Annotated in this window: 16 protein-coding genes; 9 read left to right on the top strand and 7 right to left on the bottom strand. The window is 71.2% G+C overall.

All coding sequences use genetic code 11. The features are described 5' to 3' along the window. The first annotated feature begins 212 nt into the window (after window positions 1–212). From ACFQVD_RS05340 to ACFQVD_RS05370, 7 genes are all read left to right on the top strand, one after another. Window positions 213–1,505, top strand: a complete 1,293-nt coding sequence (locus ACFQVD_RS05340) for an extracellular solute-binding protein (protein WP_343978852.1) — start codon at window positions 213–215, stop codon at window positions 1,503–1,505. Between the two features lie 24 nt (window positions 1,506–1,529). After that, the gene (locus ACFQVD_RS05345; RefSeq protein WP_364156475.1) at window positions 1,530–2,522 is read left to right on the top strand and encodes a carbohydrate ABC transporter permease; all 993 of its coding nucleotides are present in this window, start codon (window positions 1,530–1,532) and stop codon (window positions 2,520–2,522) included. After that, window positions 2,519–3,382 (top strand): sugar ABC transporter permease, encoded by an 864-nt coding sequence (locus ACFQVD_RS05350; protein WP_343978846.1) that lies wholly within the window; start codon window positions 2,519–2,521, stop codon window positions 3,380–3,382. The genes ACFQVD_RS05345 and ACFQVD_RS05350 overlap by 4 nt, the downstream gene beginning before the upstream one ends. 50 nt (window positions 3,383–3,432) lie before the next feature. Beyond that, window positions 3,433–5,052: a glycoside hydrolase family 13 protein gene (locus tag ACFQVD_RS05355; RefSeq protein ID WP_343978843.1), complete on the top strand. Its 1,620-nt coding sequence runs from the start codon at window positions 3,433–3,435 to the stop codon at window positions 5,050–5,052. Further along, on the top strand, window positions 5,039–6,094 hold the full coding sequence (locus ACFQVD_RS05360; protein WP_343978840.1) for a LacI family DNA-binding transcriptional regulator: 1,056 nt from the start codon (window positions 5,039–5,041) through the stop codon (window positions 6,092–6,094). The genes ACFQVD_RS05355 and ACFQVD_RS05360 overlap by 14 nt, the downstream gene beginning before the upstream one ends. A gap of 25 nt (window positions 6,095–6,119) precedes the next feature. Beyond that, on the top strand, window positions 6,120–7,007 hold the full coding sequence (locus ACFQVD_RS05365) for a carbohydrate kinase family protein (protein ID WP_343978837.1): 888 nt from the start codon (window positions 6,120–6,122) through the stop codon (window positions 7,005–7,007). A 132-nt stretch (window positions 7,008–7,139) separates the two neighbouring features. Next, complete coding sequence (locus ACFQVD_RS05370; protein WP_343978834.1) at window positions 7,140–7,841, top strand: SIR2 family NAD-dependent protein deacylase; 702 nt, start codon at window positions 7,140–7,142, stop codon at window positions 7,839–7,841. A gap of 129 nt (window positions 7,842–7,970) precedes the next feature. On the opposite strand, the gene ACFQVD_RS05375 is transcribed toward ACFQVD_RS05370, so the two are convergent. From ACFQVD_RS05375 to zwf, 7 genes are all read right to left on the bottom strand, one after another. Next, window positions 7,971–8,297: a cupin gene (locus ACFQVD_RS05375; RefSeq protein WP_343978831.1), complete on the bottom strand. Its 327-nt coding sequence runs from the start codon at window positions 8,295–8,297 to the stop codon at window positions 7,971–7,973. Between the two features lie 69 nt (window positions 8,298–8,366). Continuing rightward, window positions 8,367–8,984: an ATP-binding protein gene (locus ACFQVD_RS05380; protein ID WP_343978828.1), complete on the bottom strand. Its 618-nt coding sequence runs from the start codon at window positions 8,982–8,984 to the stop codon at window positions 8,367–8,369. A 432-nt stretch (window positions 8,985–9,416) separates the two neighbouring features. Next, entirely contained in the window at window positions 9,417–10,664 is a 1,248-nt protein-coding gene (locus ACFQVD_RS05385) for a TIGR03118 family protein (RefSeq protein WP_343978825.1), read from the bottom strand. Window positions 10,665–10,909: 245 nt separating this feature from the next. Beyond that, window positions 10,910–11,527 (bottom strand): bifunctional 4-hydroxy-2-oxoglutarate aldolase/2-dehydro-3-deoxy-phosphogluconate aldolase, encoded by a 618-nt coding sequence (eda, locus tag ACFQVD_RS05390; protein WP_343978822.1) that lies wholly within the window; start codon window positions 11,525–11,527, stop codon window positions 10,910–10,912. Beyond that, entirely contained in the window at window positions 11,524–12,480 is a 957-nt protein-coding gene (locus ACFQVD_RS05395; RefSeq protein WP_343978819.1) for a glucokinase, read from the bottom strand. The genes eda and ACFQVD_RS05395 overlap by 4 nt, the downstream gene beginning before the upstream one ends. Before the next feature lie 43 nt (window positions 12,481–12,523). Beyond that, the gene (gene edd / locus ACFQVD_RS05400; RefSeq protein WP_343978816.1) at window positions 12,524–14,392 is read right to left on the bottom strand and encodes a phosphogluconate dehydratase; all 1,869 of its coding nucleotides are present in this window, start codon (window positions 14,390–14,392) and stop codon (window positions 12,524–12,526) included. Between the two features lie 50 nt (window positions 14,393–14,442). Then, the gene (gene zwf, locus ACFQVD_RS05405) at window positions 14,443–15,918 is read right to left on the bottom strand and encodes a glucose-6-phosphate dehydrogenase (protein ID WP_343978813.1); all 1,476 of its coding nucleotides are present in this window, start codon (window positions 15,916–15,918) and stop codon (window positions 14,443–14,445) included. 146 nt (window positions 15,919–16,064) lie between these two features. On the opposite strand from zwf, the gene ACFQVD_RS05410 reads away from it, so the two are divergent. Both ACFQVD_RS05410 and ACFQVD_RS05415 read left to right on the top strand, forming a co-directional pair. Continuing rightward, a complete protein-coding gene (locus ACFQVD_RS05410; protein ID WP_343978810.1) occupies window positions 16,065–17,267 on the top strand; it encodes an ROK family transcriptional regulator in 1,203 nt (400 codons plus the stop codon). 622 nt (window positions 17,268–17,889) lie between these two features. Then, window positions 17,890–19,149, top strand: a complete 1,260-nt coding sequence (locus ACFQVD_RS05415) for a pectate lyase (RefSeq protein WP_343978807.1) — start codon at window positions 17,890–17,892, stop codon at window positions 19,147–19,149. The last annotated feature ends 85 nt before the right edge of the window (window positions 19,150–19,234 follow it).

Raw genomic sequence — 19,234 nt, forward strand, 5'->3', positions numbered from 1 at the left:
TTGCCCTCCGGGGGATGGTGGCGCCTCCGTAAGGGTCTCCAGCCGGAGGTGTCTCGGCCCCCGGTTTTGGAGTACTTTGTAACGACTTTGCAGACTCTTGCAGAAAGTTCTTCCAATGGGGTTCACGTCGGCGTAACGTCCGGCGTACTCCAGACCCGGCCGGGCGGCTTCCCCCGCCCCTGGCCGGTCCCCTTGAACCTGAGGAGAAACACATGCGGCGAGCCTTCTCGGCTGCGACGATCGTCGCGGCCCTCGCCCTGGCGGTCTCCGCCTGCGGTGGCGGTGACGCCGGCACGGCGGCCCCCGCCCAGTCCGCGGCGACGGACCCGTCGAAGATCAGCGGCGAGATCACCTGGTGGGACACCGTCCGGCCGGACAGCGAGGGTCCGACGTTCCAGGCGCTCATCAAGGAGTTCCAGGCGAAATACCCGAACATCAAGGTCAAGTACGTCAACGTCCCCTCGGACCAGGCGCAGAACCAGTTCCAGACCGCGGCGCAGGCGGGTACGGGGGCCCCGGACGTCATCCGCTCGGAGGTCGCCTGGACCTCCCAGTTCGCCTCCCTGGGCTACCTGCAGCCGCTGGACGGCAGCCGCGCCGTGGAGAACGAGTCCGACTTCCTGGCCGGCCCGCTGAGCAGCACCAAGTACAACGGCAAGACGTACGCGGTCCCGCAGGTCACCGACACCCTCGCGCTCATCTACAACAAGCGGATCCTGGCGGAGGCCGGCCACGAGAAGGCTCCCGCCACCGTCGAGGAGCTCAAGCAGGCCGCGCTCGACGTCAAGGAGAAGACCGGGGTCAACGGCCTCGCGCTCAACGTCGACTCCTACTTCCTGCTGCCCTTCATGTACGGCGAGGGCGGTGACCTCCTCGACGTGCAGAACAAGAAGATCACCGTCAACTCCCCGGCCAACGTGAAGGCGATGGCCTCGGTGGCCGATCTGGTCACCTCCGGAGCCGCGCCCAAGCCGGCGATCCAGGACAGCTACGCCAACGCGATGACCGCCCTCAAGGACGGCAAGGCCGCGATGATCTACAACGGCCCGTGGGCGCTGTCGGAGATCTACCAGGGCAAGGAGTTCAAGGACAAGGAGAACCTGGGCATCGCCCCCGTCCCGGCGGGCTCGGTCAAGGCCGGCGCCCCCACCGGCGGCTGGAACCTGGCGATCTACGCCGGCTCCAAGAACATCGACGCCTCCTACGAGTTCGTCCGCTTCATGAGCACCCCGGAGGCCCAGGCCAAGGTCGCCAAGGAGATCAGCCTCCTGCCGACCCGCGTCTCCGCCTACGACAACCCCGACGTGCAGGCCAACAAGGACGTCGCCGTCTTCAAGCCCATCATGGAGACCGCGACCGCGCGGCCGTGGATCCCCGAGGGCGGCCAGCTCTTCCAGCCGCTCCTTGAGGGCTACCAGTCGCTGGTCGGCGGCAAGACGACCCCCGAGGACATGCTCAAGAAGGTGGACGACCAGTACCGCGGCATCTTCAAGGACTGGAGCTGATCCGTGGCGCTCTCGACTGGACGTGTGAACAGCACGGCCAGGGACCGGGCCGCGGGCGCCGACGGCGCCCGCGGCCAGGGCCGCCACCAGGGCACCGGCCCGTTCCGGCGAACGGTGGACAGGCACTGGTACGCCTGGGCCATGGTGGCCCCGGTGATCCTGGTCACCGGGCTGCTGATCGGCTGGCCGCTGGCCCGAGGCGTCTACCTGTCCCTGACCGACGCGACCGAGGCCAACATCGGCCGCACCATCGGCGTCAACGTCATCCCCTCGACCTACGAGTTCGTCGGGCTCGACAACTACATCGCGATCCTGACCAGCGGCCTGTTCTGGGAGAAGCTGGTCTGGACCGTGGTGTGGACCGTCGCCTGCGTCTCGCTCCACTACGGCCTGGGGCTGGGCCTGGCGCTGCTGCTCAACCGCAGGCTCAGATTCCGCTCGGCCTACCGGCTGCTGCTCATCCTGCCGTGGGCGATCCCCGGGTTCGTCTCCGCGTTCATCTGGCGCTACCTCTACAACAGCGACTTCGGCGTGATCAACGCGATGCTCAAGGCCGCCGGCCTCGGCGCGGTCGGCTGGCTCGACGACCCGACCACGGCGAAGATCGCGGTCATCGCGGTCAACGTCTGGATGGGTGTGCCGTTCATGATGGTCGCCGTGCTGGGCGGGCTCCAGTCGATCCCCGGTGAGCTCTACGAGGCGGCGGAGGTGGACGGCGCCACCCCCTGGCAGCGCTTCCGCTTCATCACCGTCCCCGGTCTGCGCACCGTGTCGAGCACCGTCGTCCTGCTGGGCACGATCTGGACCTTCAACATGTTCCCGGTGATCTACCTGATCAGCGGGGGAGGGCCGGGCAGCTCCACCGAGATCCTGGTCACCTACGCCTTCCGCGAGGCGTTCACCGGGGTTCGCAACTACTCCAACTCCGCGGCCTGGGGAGTCATCGTCCTGCTGCTCCTCGTCGTGCTGGCCGTGGTCTACCGGCGCTCGCTGCGCAAGCAAGGGGAGGTCTGGTGAGCACCGTCACCACCGGGCACGCCCGCGGCCGCGGGGAACGCAGCGCGGGAAGGTCGATACTGCTGCACGCGACCCTGCTCGCCGCGGTCGCCATCTCACTGTTCCCGATCGTCTGGTTGGTCCTGACCTCGCTCAAGCCGCGCGACGGCTGGCTCTCCAGCGAGCTGGAGATCTTCAACCAGCCCTCGCTGGACAACTACGTCCGGGTGCTGACCGAGACGCAGTTCCCGACCTGGCTGCTCAACTCGGTGATCGTCGCCGGGCTGACCACGGTCATCGGCGTCTTCCTGGCCTCGACGACCGGGTACGCGATCAGCCGCTTCCGCTTCCCCGGCCACCGCGGGGTGATGTGGACGCTGCTGATCACCCAGATGTTCCCGGTGGCGATCCTGATCGTCCCCCTCTACAACCTGATGGCGGGCCTCGGGCTGCTCAACCAGATCGCCGGGCTGGTCATCGCCTACATGACCGTGGCGGTGCCGTTCTGCGCGTGGATGATGAAGAGCTACTTCGACTCCATCCCGCGCGAGATCGACCAGGCCGGACTGGTCGACGGCCTGACCCCGTTCGGCACGTTCTGGCGGGTCGTCCTGCCGCTGGCCAGGCCCAGCCTGGCGGTCACCGCCTTCTACTCCTTCATGACCGCCTGGGGCGAGGTGGCCTACGCCACCGTGTTCATGTCGCAGGAGGAGAAGCGCACGCTCGGCATCGGCCTCCAGCAGTTCGTCGGCCAGCACTGGTCCGACTGGGGCCTGCTCACCGCCTCGGCGGTGCTGATCGCGGTGCCCGCGGCGATCGTCTTCCTGCTCGTCCAGCGGCACCTGGTCGCCGGACTTACCGCCGGTGCCACGAAGTCGTAACACCACCGTGCTATCACGTCCTGACATGTCATCTGATCGGGGAATTTAACATGACTGAGCTGGTTTACGCGGACCATGCCGCCGGGACCGTCACCCGATGGTGGCGCGACGCGGTGATCTACCAGGTCTACGTGCGCAGCTTCGCCGACGGCAACGGCGACGGTGTGGGCGACCTGCTCGGCGTGCGTGGCAGGCTCCCGTACCTGGCGGACCTCGGGGTCGACGCGATCTGGCTCACCCCGTTCTTCACCTCGCCGATGGCCGACTTCGGCTACGACGTGGCCGACTACCGGGACGTGGACCCGATCTTCGGCTCGCTGGCCGACGCCAGGGCGCTGATCGACGACGCGCACGGCCATGGCCTGCGGATCATCGTGGACGTGGTGCCCAACCACACCTCCGACCAGCACGTCTGGTTCGAGGAGGCGGTGGCGGCGGGCCCGGGGGACCCCGCGCGCGAGCGTTACATCTTCCGCCAGGGCCGGGGGGCGACCGGAGAGCTGCCACCCAACGACTGGGAGTCGGTCTTCGGCGGCTCCGCGTGGACCCGGCTGCCGGACGGCGAGTGGTACCTCCACCTGTTCGCGCCCGAGCAGCCCGACCTGAACTGGGAGAATCCCGAGGTTCACGCGGAGTTCGAGTCGATCCTGCGGTTCTGGCTCGACCTGGGGGTCGACGGCTTCCGTATCGACGTCGCCCACGGCATGGTCAAGGCCGAGGGGCTGCCCGACATCGGGCACAGCGACCAGATCCGGATGATCGGCACCGACGTGGTGCCGTTCTTCGACCAGGACGGTGTGCACGAGATCCACCGCGCCTGGCGCAGGCTGCTCGACTCCTACCCCGGAGAGCGGATCGGCGTCGCCGAGGCGTGGGCACCGTCCCCGCAGCGGCTGGCCAACTACGTCCGTCCCGACGAGCTGCACCAGGCGTTCAACTTCCACTTCCTCAACACCCCCTGGGAGGCGGAGCGGTTCCGCGCGGTCATCGAGGAGTCGCTGGCGACCGCCGGACTGGTCGGCGCGCCCAGCACCTGGGTGCTCTCCAACCACGACGTCAAGCGGCACCTCACCCGCTACGGTGGCGGCGAGGTCGGTCTGCGCCGCTCCCGCGCCGCGGCCCTGCTGACCCTCTCCCTGCCCGGCTCGGCCTACGTCTACCAGGGCGAGGAGCTCGGCCTGCCCGAGGTCCTCGACCTTCCCGAGGAGTTCCTGCGCGACCCGCAGCGGCTCCGCAACCCCGACGACGGCCGGGACGGCTGCCGGGTGCCGCTCCCCTGGTCCGACGGCGAGCCGCACTTCGGCTTCAGCCTGCCGGGCGTCAACGGGACGTGGCTCCCCATACCGTCCTCCTGGGGCCCGCTCAGCGTCGAGTCCCAGCTGGAGGAGCCGCTCTCCACGCTGAACCTGTACCGCGAAGCGCTCCGGATCAGGCGGGAGCGGAGGGCCTTCGGCGAGATGCCGCTGGCCTGGCTCGACTCCCCGGAGGGAACGCTGGCCTTCACCCGCGACGCCGGCTTCACCTGCACCGTCAACCTCACCGGCGAGGACGTGGAACTGCCCGCCCCCGGGCGGGTCCTGCTGGCCAGCGCCGAGCCGGTCGTCCAGGGCGGCGTCGCGCGGCTCGCGCCCGACTCCGCCGTCTGGTGGCAACGCGATGACGCCTCCTAGTGCCGTCGGCCCGCTCGGCAACGGCGCCGCCCGGCTGACCGACATCGCCGCGCAGGCCGGGGTCAGCGAGGCCACGGTCAGCCGGGTGCTCAACGGCAAGCCGGGGGTCTCCGCCGTCACCCGGCGCTCGGTGCTGGCCGCGCTGGACGTCATGGGGTACGAGCGTCCGCAGCGGCTGCGCCAGCGCAGCAACGGGCTGATCGGCCTGGTCACCCCGGAACTGGACAACCCGATCTTCCCGGCGTTCGCCCAGGCGTTCGAGAAGACGCTGACCCAGTACGGCTACACCCCGGTGCTCTGCACCCAGCTGCCCGGCGGCGCGGTCGAGGACGAGTTCACCGAGCTGCTCGTGGAGCGCGGGGTCAGCGGCATCATCTTCGTCTCCGGGCTGCACGCAGACGTCACCGCGCGCTCGGACCGCTACACCCAGCTGATCGGGCAGGGCGTGCCCATCGTCCTGCTCAACGGGCACGCCGCCGACGTCCCCGCCCCCTTCATCTCACCCGACGACCGGGCCGCGGCGCGGCTGGCCGTCCAGCACCTGGTCGACCTGGGCCACGAGCGGATCGGCCTGGCCGTGGGGCCACGCCGGTTCGTGCCGGTGATCAGGAAGATCGAGGGGTACCGGCGGGCGATGGCGCAGTTGCTGGGGGCGACGGAGGTCGACGAGCTGATCTCGCATTCGCTGTTCTCGGTGGAGGGCGGGCAGGCTGCGGCGGCGCAGCTGCTGGCGCGCGGCTGTACGGGGATCGTGTGCGCGTCGGACCTGATGGCGCTGGGGGCGATCCGGGCCTGCCGGGATCGGGGGCTCTCGGTGCCGGGGGAGGTGTCGGTGGTGGGGTTCGACGACTCGCCGCTGATCGCGTTCACCGACCCGCCGCTGACCACCGTGCGCAAGCCCATCGGCGCCATGGCCTCGGCGGCGGTGGCCACCCTCCTGGAGGAGATCAACGGAGTCCGCGCCAAGCACGTCGAGCTGATGTTCCAGCCCGAGCTCGTCGTGCGCCGCTCCACCGGTTCAGGCCCGCTGGTCAACCGCTAGCCCACTCGTCGGTGAAAGGTTCGAGATGAACAGCGGTCACGACGTCGTCGTCATCGGCGGCACCGGGGTCGACACCACCGCCTACGTGCCCTCGCTGCCCCTGCCGTACGCCGACACCTACGCGGTCCCTCCGGTGGTGGACCGGATCGGCAACACCGGCAGCGGGGTCGCCCTCGGCTGTCACGCGCTCGGGTTGAGGGTCAGACTGGTCGACCTGATCGGCGACGATCCGCAGGGCCGCTTCATCCGGGCCCATTTCGAGGCCAGGGGGGTGGAGGCCGGCTGGGCGCTCGCCCCGCAGGGAACCCGGCGCAGCATCCTGCTCGTCGGCCCCGACGGGCGGCGCACCTCGCTGTTCGACCCGCGCGCCGTGGCGGGCGAGCGGCTGCCCAGGGAGCTCTACCTGGACGCGGTCCGCGCGGCCCGGCACGTCCACGTGTCGATCACCGACTTCTCCCGGCACGTCTACCCGGACCTGGGCCCCGGGTCCGTCTCCACCGACCTGCACGACTGGGACGGCGAGAACGACCACCACAGAGACTTCGCCTACTCCTCCGACCTGGTCTTCCTGTCGGCCACCGCCCTCGGCCCGCGCCGCGACGAGGTCATGCGCGACATCCTGGCGCGCGGCCGGGCCAGGGCCGTGGTCTGCACCGAGGGCGCGGAGGGCTGCCACGTCCTCGATGAGAACGGCCTGCGGGGCTTCCCCGCGGCACCGCTGCCGGGACCGGTGGTCGACAGCAACGGAGCCGGGGACGCGTTCGTCTCCGGCGTACTGTACGGCCTGCTCTCCGGGCGCTCCCTCGACGACTCCATCCCCCTCGGGGCCCACGCCGGAGCCCACGCCTGCACGTCGGAGGGCACCCACGAGAACCCCATCGGAGAGCCGGACCTCCTCGACCGTGCCGGGTGACCCTTCTCCGACCGGAAGCTCCACGCGGGCCCGGGCACCGCGCGGATCCCGGCGGCGGTCCTCCTCGTCGCGTCGGGCGCCCGGCTCGCCGTCGAACCGCTCCGCGGACGGGAACGGCTTTACCATCGACCCATGACGCTGACGGTGCTGACGGGCGCGGGGATCTCCACCGAGTCCGGGATTCCCGACTACCGAGGACCGAACGGTGTGTGGCGTAAGGACCCCGACCACGAGAAGCTCGTCACCTACGAGCACTACATGGCCGATCCGGAGATCCGGCGGCGCTCGTGGCTGATGCGCCGTGACAACCCCGCCTGGCGGGCCGAGCCGAACGCGGCGCACCGCGCCCTGGCCGGCCTGCCGGACGCGTGGATCGTCACCCAGAACGTCGACGGCCTGCACCAGCGGGCCGGATCGCCGCCCGAGCGGGTACTGGAGCTGCACGGCAACATGTTCGACGCCCTGTGCACCGCCTGTGGTGCCGCCTCCACCACGCGGGAGGCGGTCGACCGGATCCTCGCGGGCGAGAACGACCCCGCCTGCCATGACTGCGGCGGCATCCTCAAGACGGCCACCGTGATGTTCGGCCAAGCCCTCGACAGGGTCACCCTCACCCGGGCGATCGAGGCGGCCGAGAAGTGCGAGATGTTCGTCGCCGTCGGCACCTCGCTGCAGGTGCAGCCCGCCGCCTCCCTGGTGGGCGTCGCCGTCGGAGCGGGCGCCCGGCTGGTCATCGTCAACGCCGAGCCGACCCCCTACGACCACCTGGCCGACGAGGTGATCAGCGACCCCATCGGTGTCGCGGTCCCCCGCCTCTGCTCGTCCCTCGCCTGACGGAGGGCGGCGGCGGGCCGGTCACCGGCGGACGTGCCGCGGGCGGAGCGCCGCGTCCGGGGAACGGGAACCGTCGGGGTCGAACGGGCGAGGACGGCGGTCATCCGCCGGGCGTGCCCCGGGCAGGCCTCATACGGAGATGTTGACGACGCTGGTGAGGATGACCGCCGAGTCCTCGTCCGCCTCCACCGAGTGACGTCGCTGCGGGATCGGGGTGGCCTGCCCCGCGCCGACTTCGACGCTCCGCCCCTCCTCGACGATCCGTACCCGCCCGGACAGGACGTGCAGGCTCCCGGCCGGCGCGGCCTCGTGGTCACCGAGAGCCGTCCCGGCGGTCAGCGCGATGACCGCCTGGCGCAGCGTGCCCTCGTTGAGGTAGGTGTGGGCGCTACGGCCGTGCGCGCTCTCCCTGGCGAGGGCGAGATGTTCCCCGGCGAGAGCCAGTACGTCGATCATTGAGGTTTCCTCCCGGTCGTTCTGAACCTGCCCTGGGTGAGGAATGCCCAGTGCCAGACGAAGGTAAAGTCATCCGTCCCGCGCGGGGGACCGTTCGTCGAAGCGGATGGCCCGGAGCAGGTCCGCGGCGGGACGGTCGAGGATCGTGACGCCCGTGGCCGGGGGGAGCACGCCGCCGCGGGCGCGTTCGACGAGCACCCGCCAGCGGCGGCAGTGCCGGGCGAAGGTGGCGCTCGTGACGACCCGGCCGCGCGAGAGCTGTCCCGCACGGGCCGCGCTCGGCTCCACGTCGAGCAGGATCAGATGGATCTCGTTGCCGACCCCGCGCGCCAGCCAGGCGAAGCCGTACAGGATGTGCGGCCAGGTGCCCCGGGTGTGCGCGACGACACCGTGCCCCTGCAGCAGGGCGCGGGCGATCCGTGCCACATGGGTGGTGTGCACGATCGGGGTACGGGCTCGCGGGGGGATCGGGCCGAGATAGCGGGCCCACCAGTTGCGGGACTGGCGAGAGTCGATGACGCGGACCTCACCGGCGCGGACCGGTTCCCTCTCGTCGCCGCGCAGCCCGTACAGCCGGTCGAGCAGGGTGCTCTTGCCCGCGCCGGGAAGCCCCGCGAGGAGCACCAGCGTCCCGGCCGGATAATGCAGCTCCTCGTCGGAGGACTGGCCGGCCGATGTGGTGGCCATCGCGTGCACCTCGCAGGAAAGGGGACTCCCACCATCATGTGTCTCGGGGCACTGCCGCGGTGGGATCGGGTTCGCCGCCGATCCGGAGGGCGCCGGAGGGGACTGCGCCCGGACGGTGGAACGCCGGGAAGGTGGTACCTGCGGGAGACCGTCGGTGGGCATGCTCACTCCTCGAATGCGCTCGGTCATTCGAGGTCTCCTTCACCCGCACCTCGCGGGCAGCCGTCCGGGGACGCCACAGGACGTCCGTACTGACCGGGGCGGCTCTTGGGAAGTACTCCCCTCGTTCGTTCAAGGGTAGGGGAATCCGGGCGGTGGCGCGGTCACCGGGAGGAGACTCTCCGGTAAACGCGCGGCGCCGGCACCTTTTTCGGCGGTGGGGTGCCGGCGCCGCCTGCGAGCCCCGGGGCTCTCCTGGGGCCCTCGTGCCCGTCAGTAGCCGTAGCCGGAGTTGCCGGAACCGGAGTTGTGGGAGCTCGGATGCGAGGGCGAAGGCGCGGGGGAGGCGCCGCTGGAGGGAGAGGTCGTCGGGGTGGCGGCGCCCGCGGGCCGGATCAGGCCGAGCAGGCCGTGGGTGCCACCGTCGCTGCCGGCGCTGAACCACAGGGAGTCGGTGCCGCCGACGGCGTCTGTGCCGGGTTCCAGGTCCCACAGGCCGCCCAGGGAGATGGGCCTGCCGTCGGCGGAGCGCAGCGGGCCGAGCGGGCGGCCGTTGCGCGGGTTGTAGGCGTTGATCCGGCCGTCGCCGAAGTTGCCGACGAGCAGGGCTCCGGAGTGGGCGCCGAACCCCCTCGGGGCCGGCGTCATCGCCCAGGGCGCGTTGAGCGCCCCCCGCGCGGCGAAGCGGCCGACGAACCGGCCGGAGCCGTTGAACCGGCTGATGAACCCCTTGCCCCGCCCGGCCACCGACTTGCCGGTCTCGGGGTCGCGCTTGGCGTACGCGACGAGGATGGAGCGGCCCACGACCTCCACGTTGAACGGCGCGTAGTCGTCAGGCAGGCCCGGGTCGCGGAACGCGCGGCGACTGGTCATGATCCGTTCGAAGTCGCCGTCGAAGACGTGGATCCGGCCGCCGGCGAAGTCGGCGGCCAGCAGCAGCGGCCCCCGGTTGGTCTGGGCCAGGGCCAGGCCCTTGAAGTCGGCGCCCTTCACGAACGCGCTGATGATCGCGTCGTCCGGGTCGGCCTCGGCGTTCCAGCCGGTGATCGCCCCGCTGGGGCTGGCGAAGATGAACGTCGCGGGCCCCGAACCGCCGGGTCCTTCGACGACGAACTCCTCGCCCGGGTTGACGACCTGCCCGGTGGGCCTGCCGCCGGGGACGCGGACCCGGGTCCTCTCCTGCTTCACGGTGCCCGCGCCGCCGGAGTAGACCGTGGCCAGGCCGCTGCCCGCGGCCGAGACCCAGAGGGTCCTGCCCATGGCCAGTCCCCACGGGTTGATCAGTGTGGGGTCGGTGACCGCCGCCCGCCCGCTGACGTCCGAGACCAGGTTGGTGACCGAGAAACGGCTCTGCGTGCGTCGCGTTCCGGTCTGCGCGTGGCCGGTCCAGGATTTCGCCTGGCCGGTTCCGGCTCGGGCCTGTTTCGCTCCGTTCTGCGCCTGCCGGGTTCCGGCGGACGCCGTACCGGCGGCGCCCATGACCAGAACCGTGGCGCAGATCGTGACGATGCGTACTCGCATTCATGGCTCCTCTGTGAGGGAGTGCCTTTCGCCGCGAGATACGCGCGGGGTCCTTACCGGGGTTCAGCCCGCTTCCGGTGGCCGGGAGCGGCGAGGAGCCGGCCGGGCGAAAAGGAATGGCCCATGGCCGCCGGGTAGGGCGGCCATGGGCCGGATCTCATGAGCGTCACACCGGGTCACGGCCGGCTCATGACCGCGGGCGGGCCAAGGGAGGACAGGCACGCCCGCGGAGTCCTGCCGGCGAGCTAGCGGCGGAGGGCGGCCGCCTCGGTGGCCAGCTTCTCGATCCGCGGGTAGTCACCGGTGGCGAGCGCGTCGGCGGGGGTGAGCCAGGTACCGCCCACGCAGCCCACGTTCGGCAGTGCCAGGTAGTCGGGGGCGGTCGCGAGCCTGATGCCGCCCGTCGGGCAGAACCTGATCCGCGGCAGCGGGCCGCCGAGCGCCTTCAGATACGGCAGGCCGCCGGCGGCCTCGGCCGGGAAGAACTTCATCTCGGTCACCCCGCGCTCGGCCAGCGCCATGACCTCGGACGCGGTCGCCGCGCCGGGCAGGAACGGCACCCCGCCGGCCTCAAGGGCGTCGAGAAGTCCCGGAGTGGTTCCCGGGCTGACCAGGAAGGCGGAACCGGCCGCCACCGAGGCGGCCACGTCGGCCGGGGTGCGGACGGTGCCCGCGCCGACCACCGCCTCGGGGACCTCGGCGGCGATGCGCGCGATGGCGTCCAGGGCGGCGGCGGTGCGGAGGGTGACCTCGATGGCCGGCAGGCCGCCCGCCACCAGGGCGCGGGCCAGGGGGACCGCGGTCTCCGGGTCGTCGATCACGACCACCGGGATGACGGGGGCGATGTCGAGCAGGCTACTCACACGTACTCCAGGTTGGACAGGTGTTGGTTCAGCCACGCCGCCGCGCCGACCAGGGCGGGCTGTGGGGCCACGATCAGCGTGGTGGCGATGCCGGAAAGGTAGTCGTTCAGGGTGGGGGTGGCTTCGAAGCGGCGGCGGAAGTCGCTGGAGCGGACCCGGTCCACGATACGTGGCAGCACGCCGCCGCCCAGGTAGACCCCGCCCCGGGCACCGAGGGTCAGTGCGACGTTGCCGGCGAAGGTGCCGAGCATGGCGCAGAAGACCTCGATGGTCTGCGCGCACAGCGAGTCGTCCATCCGGGCCACGATGTCGGAGGCCGACAGCCTCGGCGCGTCCACCCCGCGGACGAGGGCGAGCCCCCGGTGCAGGCGAGACAACCCCGGCCCGGAGAGCAGGTGCTCGGCCACCACGTGCTCCATGCCGTCCGCGCGCAGCGCCCGGACGATCTCGTGGTCGCGCTCGTCGAGGAGCGGCATGGTGACGTGGCCGCCCTCCCCGGGGATCGGCACCCAGCCCTCGGCGGCGGGCACCAGGCCGCCCACGCCGAGGCCGGTTCCGGGCCCGAGCACGGCCTTGACGCCGCGCGAGGGCTCCGGGCCGCCCAGACAGACCAGGTCCTCGCCCCGCAGGTACGGCAGGGACGCGGCGAGGGCCTCGAAGTCGTTGAGCAGCCAGGCGTTCGGGATGCCCAGCTCGCCCACCGACCCCGTCCACCCGGCGTTGGTGAGCCGGTAGCGGTCACCGTCCACGGGGCCTGCGATCGCGATGCACGCGGCTCCCGGCCGAACTCCGCCCGCATGGTCTGCGAGATAGGCGGCTACGGCTTCGGGAAGGCCGTCGTGTTCCGCGCCCGCGAGCACGGCCACCGTGCCGGGCCGGCCACCGGCCTCGGTGACCAGCCCGAACCGGGCGTTGGTGCCGCCGACGTCCGCGACGAGCCAGGGAAGGCTCACATGATCTCCTTTGCGGGCCGTACCGGGGAGACGGTGTGCGCGATCACGCCCGGCCGCCGTTCGCGACGGCCTCGGCGTGGCCGTTCAGGGCGAAGATGCCCGCGCCGCGCTCGGCCGGGCCCGCCGCGCGGCGGAAGGAGCCGAACAGCTCGCGGCCGGTGCCCACCCACTGGGCGTCGGTGAGCGGCGCGCCATGCGGGGACCGGGCGGCCAGCTCGTCGGCGGGGACCAGCAGTTCCAGGGTGCCGGCGGCGGCGTCGAGGCGGATCGGGTCGCCGTCCAGCACCAGCGCGATGGGGCCGCCGTCGGCGGCCTCCGGCGACAGGTGGATGGCGGCGGGGACCTTGCCCGACGCGCCGGACATGCGGCCGTCGGTGACGATCGCCACCCGCTGTCCCCGGTCGAGCAGCACCGCCATCGGCGGGGTGAGCTTGTGCAGCTCGGGCATGCCGTTCGCGCTCGGTCCCTGGTATCGGATGACCGCGACGAAGTCCTGCCCGTCGAGCTCGCCCGCGTCGAAGGCGCGCAGCAGCTCCAGCTGGTCGTCGAAGACCTTGGCGGGGGCCTCGATGACCAGGTGCTCGTCCTTGACCGCGGAGACCTTGCTGACCGCGCGCCCCAGATTGCCGTTGAGCATGTGGATGCCGCCGTCGGCGGAGAACGCGTCGGAGACCGGGCGCAGCACGTCCAGGTCGGTGCTGCCCTCGGTGCGCTCCGCCCAGACCAGCTCGCCGTCCTTGAGCTCGGCGGCCGAGCGATAGTGGTCCAGACCGCGCCCGGCGACGGTCAGCACGTCGCCGTGGAGCAGCCCGGCGTCCAGCAGTTCGCCGATGAGCACCTGCATGCCGCCCGCGGCCTGGAAGTGGTTCACGTCCGCCTGGCCGTTGGGGTACATGCGGGTCAGCAGCGGCACGACCTTCGACAGCGCGGCCAGGTCGTCCCAGAGGAGTTCGATGCCCGCCGCCGCGGCGATGGCGACGATGTGCATCGTGTGGTTGGTCGAGCCGCCGGTCGCCAGCAGCGCCACGCAGGCGTTGACTATCGCCTTCTCGTCGACGACCTCGCCCACCGGGGTGTACTCGTCGCCGTGCGCGGTCAGCTCCACCGCCCGCCTGCCCGCCGCCTTCGTCAGGGCCTCGCGCAGCTCGGTGCGCGGGTTGACGAAGGTCGAACCCGGCAGGTGCAGGCCCATGACCTCGATCATGACCTGGTTGGAGTTGGCGGTGCCGTAGAAGGTGCAGGTGCCGGGGGAGTGGTAGGACTTCGCCTCGGCGTCGAGCAGCTCGTCCCTGCCGACCTTGCCCTCGGCGAACAGCTGCCGGGTGCGGGCCTTGACCTTGTTGGGCAGGCCGGAGGTCATCGGCCCGGCGGGGACGAACAACGCGGGCAGGTGGCCGAAGTGCAGCGCCCCGATCAGCAGGCCGGGAACGATCTTGTCGCAGACGCCGAGCATGAGGGAGGCGTCGAACATGTCGTGCGAGAGCGCGATCGCGGTGGCCATCGCGATGACCTCGCGGCTGTAGAGCGACAGCTCCATGCCCGCCCGGCCCTGGGTGACGCCGTCGCACATCGCGGGCACGCCGCCGGCGAACTGCGCGACACCGCCGGCCTTCCTGACGGCCGCCTTGAGGATCGCCGGGTAGGTCTCGTAGGGCTGGTGCGCCGAGAGCATGTCGTTGTAGCTCGACACGATCGCCACGCCGGGCTTGACGCCTGCCCGCAGGTCGCGCTTGTCGTTCTCTCCCACGCCGGCGAAACCGTGGGCCAGGTTGGCGCAGCCCAGGCTCGCCCTGGCGGGACCGCGCCGGCGGGCCGCCTCGGCCTCGGAGCGCAGCCGGGCCAGGTACGCGGTACGGCTGGGGCGGCTCCGCTCGACCAGGCGGTCTGTCACTTCTTGGATCACGGGATGCATCCGGTCTCCTGCGTCGCGGTCGGTTCGGTCTGTGTGCTGTTCCCGGCCGCTCACGCCAGTCCCTCCCCGTGCCAGGTGCGGCCGCTGCGGCCGACGAGTTCGTGGGCCGAGGCGGGGCCCGCGCTGCCCGCCGGGTACGGCTCGGGGGCCGTGCCCCGCGACTCCCACTCGCTGATGATCGGATCGATCCACCGCCAGGCGGCCTCGACCTCGTCGCGCCGCATGAACAGGGTCGGGTTGCCCGCCAGGACGTCCATGAGGAGTCGCTCGTAGGCGTCGGGAACCCGGCCGGTGAAGGTCTCGGCGAAGCTGAGGCTGAGCGGGACGGGTTTGAGGGTGACCTCGCCGGCGCCGGGCTCCTTGGCCATGATGTTCAGCTGGATGCCCTCGCTCGGCTGCAGCCGCAGCACCAGCCGGTTGGGCGTGCTGCCCGGGAAGATCGAGTGGGGCACGTCCTTGAACTGCACGACGATCTCCGAGCAGCGGTACGGCATCCGCTTGCCGGTGCGCAGGTAGAACGGCACCCCCGCCCAGCGCCAGTTCTTCACCTCGGCGCGGATCGCGGCGAAGGTCTCCACCCGCCGGGAGGCCTCGGTGGGGGCGGTGCGGTCGGGCTCGTCGAGGTAGCCGGGGACCCGGGCGCCGCCGGACTCGCCCGCCGTGTACTGGCCGCGTACGGTGAAACGGTCGACCTCGCCGCCGGTGACGGCCCGCAGCGACTGGAGGACCTTGACCTTCTCGTCGCGGATCGACTCGCGGTCGTTGCGCGAGGGGGGCTCCATCGCGACCAGGCAGAGCAGTTGGAGCAGGTGGTTCTGCACCATGTCGCGGAGCGCGCCCGCGTGGTCGTAGTAGCCGCGCCGGCCGGGGGTGCCCACGGTCTCGGCGACGGTGATCTGGACGTGGTCGATCCAGAGGGAGTTCCAGATCGGCTCCAGGAACGCGTTGGCGAACCGGAGCACGAGGAGGTTCTGGACCGTCTCCTTGCCCAGGTAGTGGTCGATGCGGTAGACCTGCCGCTCGTCGAAGATGGCGCCGACCTCGTCGTTGATGCGCAGTGCGCTGGTCAGGTCGCGCCCGAGGGGTTTCTCCAGCACCACCCGTGAGGCGGGGGTGACCAGACCCGCGCGGTGTGCCTCCCGGCAGAACGGGCCGAACGTCATGGGCGGGCTGGCCAGGTAGAAGACCCGGGCGCGGTGCTCGTACCCGGCGAGCAGCCCGGTGAGCCTCGCCCACCCGGTCGGGTCCTGGCCGCCGATGTCGACGCTGACGTGGTGCAGGCGGCCGAGGAAACGCTGCCAGGTGCCCGGGTCGTCCACCGGCACCGAGCCGCGCACCTCCGCGTCCACCTTGCCACGGAAGTCGGCGTCGTCGAGCCCGCCGCGGGACATCGCGATGACGCGGGTGGAGGGGGCGAGGAGGCCGGCGCGGTCGGAGTGGTAGAGCGCCGGGAGGAGTTTCCGCATGGAGAGGTCACCTGTGCCACCGAAGACGATGAGGTCGGCGGGTTGCGGGGTCTCGGACATGGGGGAGCGCTCCGTGATGATCTACCGAAATTGGGGATAGATCGGACAGTAGCCATATCTTGCGCTCTACACAAGCCGAGTTTTGTAATTTGAGATGAGAAAGTACGACGTTTTCATTTCATAAGCAGGTGTGGTTCACTTAACCGATGCCTCGACGTCCCGCTGCCGCGCTGGCCACCAGCGGTGAGGTGCTGCGCCTCATCCGCTCCGGTGAGGCGGTCACGCGCGCCGACATAGGGCGCGTCACCGGCCTGTCCAGGCCGGCCGTGTCCCTGCGCGTCACCGAGCTGCTGGAGCAGGGCCTCGTCGTGGAGGACAGCGAGGGCCCCTCCACCGGAGGCCGTCCGCCCACCCGGCTGGTCCTGAACGCCTCGGGCGGCCTCGTCCTGGTCGGCTCGCTGGGCGCGAGCCGCGCGCAGGTCGCCGTCTGTGACCTGGCGGGCGAGGTGGTGGCCCGCGCGGAGTTGTCCGTGGACGTGGAGGAGGGCCCTGACGTCGTCCTCCCGCTGGTCATGCAGACCTGGAGTGAACTGCTCGGCGACCGCCCCGTCTCCCTGGTCCGCGGCGTCGGCCTGGGGGTCCCGGCCACCGTCGAGTTCGCGGCCGGGCGCACCGAGAGCGCCCGGATCATGGCCAGCTGGACGGGGGTGGCCATCCCGCCGATCATCGCCGAGCGCTTCCCCGTTCCCGTCCTCCTCGACAACGACGTGAACGTCATCGCCATCGGCGAGCACCGCGCGATCTACGCGGGTGAGGCCGACGACCTGCTGTTCATCAAGGTCTCCACCCGGATCGGCTCCGGTGTCATCGCCGGCGGCGAGATCCTGCGGGGGGCACTGGGCGCCGCCGGGGAGATCGGGCACATCCCGGTCCGCGACGGCGGGGGAGTGCTCTGCCGCTGCGGCAACATCGACTGCGTCGACTCGGTCGCCAGCGGCACCGCGATCCTGCGCGAGCTCCGCGCCCGGGGGCACGAGGTCAAGACCATGGCCGACGTGGTGAGCCTGGTCCGGGCCGGCGACGCGGAGACCATGACCGTGGTCCGCAACGCCGCCCGGATGCTCGGCGAGGTCGTCGCCAGCGCGGTCAACCTGCTCAACCCCGCCGTGGTCGTACTCGGCGGCGACGTGGCGGAGACCTTCCAGCCGATGGTCTCGGGGGTCCGCGAGGTGATCCACCGCCGCTCGACGGCCCTGGCGACCCGTAACCTGCGCATCGAGCGCAGCCGCCTCGGCCCGGGCGCCGGGATCGTCGGCTGCGCCCACATGGTCCTGGATCACATCCTCTCGCCCGAGGCCGTCGACTCCGCCGTCTGGCAGGCGGTCCGCTCCGTCCGCTCCCTGGCCTGACCGGTTCCGCGCCTGGCGCCGCGCTGTTCCAGACTCCGCCGCCTCGAACCTTCAAGATCGCCATTGTCCGGACCGGGACCGAGATGGGGATCGCCGGATGCGGCGACATCGTCCGCGGGAGGGCACTGCCCGCCCTGCCGTCCCCGGGAGCGGCCGTTGCCTGCCTGCGAGGTCGAGGCGGAAGCGGCCCTGGACGGGCGCAGGGCGGGGCGCCGGCCTGCGGGGCGGACGTCCCGTCGGCGGAGTCATCGGAACGGCTCAACCGGCGGGCCTTGACGGCGGCAAATGAAAGTTTCAGGGATGCCCCAACTCGGGTGACCTTCAGAAAATCGCTTTGACCTGCCCCGATGTCGAGCCGTCGAGGTGTTTCGCCCATCGGGGCTTCTCGTCTCCGTCCGCCTTGTGCTTCACTCCGAACATGTCGGGAAAGCGCTTACCGGCCGAAGGTGAGCGATCTCTTCCATGGTGGCCGGCAGGCCGGCCTGTTGGCGAAGGGAGCTTGACGAGGACGGCGACGATCAGGGCACGTGGGCTGTCGTCGGCGCGGCCGCCGAGAAGATCACCCCCTGACGCGCTTCGACCCCGCCAAGCGCTCGCACCCCCAACCGAACTGGAGATTACGATGCGCAAAGACCGAAGACTGGTGGTCACGCTGGCCGCCGCTCTCGTGACGGGCAGCGGGCTGGTGACCGTGCTCTCCACCCCAGCCTCGGCAGCCCCCTCCAACGGTAACTACACGCTGGCCAACGCCGGCAGCGGCCTGTGCGCCGCCGTGCCGGGACAGAGCACCGGCGACGGCGTCCAGTTGGCCCAGAGTGCCTGCACCAACGCCGCCGGGCAGGTCTTCACGCTCACCTCCTCGGGCAGCGGCTATCAGATCAAGGCGGCGCACAGCGGCAAGTGCCTCGGTGTACGGGATGCCTCCACCAGCGCCGGCAAGGCGGTCCAGCAGGAGTCCTGCACCGGGGCCGCGTCGCAGACCTGGCAGCTCACCGCTTCGGGGTCCAACTACCGGGTGGTCAACGGCAACGGCGGCAAGTGCCTCAACGTCCAGGACAACTCCACCTCCTCCGGCGCCCTGCTGCAGCAGAACTCCTGCGACTCGGTGGCCACCAAGCAGTGGACGCTGCAGTCCGCCGGAGGCGGCACGCCCGGCCCCAGCCCGGAGCCCACCCCGACCGTGACGCCGCCCCCCTCCGGCAACGGTGACGGCAGCGGCCCGTGGCCCTCGAACACCGGCAGCGTGCACCAGACCACCACCCGCAACGCCGGCACGTTCTTCGACGGCGGCATGAAGCGCTACTACGGCATCGGCGACGGAGGCCAGGGCGAGAGCCAGGACCCGATGTTCGTCGTGGCCAACGGCGGCACGATCCAGAACGTCATCCTCGACGCCCCGGCCGGTGACGGCATCCACTGCGAGGGCTCCTGCACCATCCGCAACGTGTGGTGGAACGACGTCGGCGAGGACGCCGCGACGTTCAAGTCCTCCAGCTCCTCGGCCACCTACCTGGTGGACGGCGGCGGCGCCAAGTCCGGCGCCGACAAGGTCTTCCAGCACAACGGCGCCGGCACGCTCACGATCAGGAACTTCCAGGTGCACAGCTCCGGCAAGCTGTACCGGGCCTGTGGCAACTGCTCCACCTCCTACACGCGCCACGTGGTGATGGACGGTGTCACCGCCCGCTCCACCAAGGTGCTGGCCGGGATCAACTCCAACTGGGGCGACACAGCGCGCTTCGGCCGGATCACCGTCTACGGCAGCGCCACCATCTGCGAGCGCTACAAGGGTGTGCCGAAGGGCAGTGAGCCCACCAAGATCGGTGAGGGCCCGGACGGCACGCACTGCCTGTACTCCGAATCCGACATCACCCGCCGCTAGAGATCCCGGGCAGGCGGGCGGGCACGTCCCCGCCCGCCTGCCCGGCGTTCCCGAAAGACGACCTTGGCCGCGACCACGAGACCAC

This window comes from Streptosporangium amethystogenes subsp. fukuiense (genome assembly GCF_042665875.1).
In the GTDB taxonomy this organism is placed as follows: domain Bacteria; phylum Actinomycetota; class Actinomycetes; order Streptosporangiales; family Streptosporangiaceae; genus Streptosporangium; species Streptosporangium fukuiense.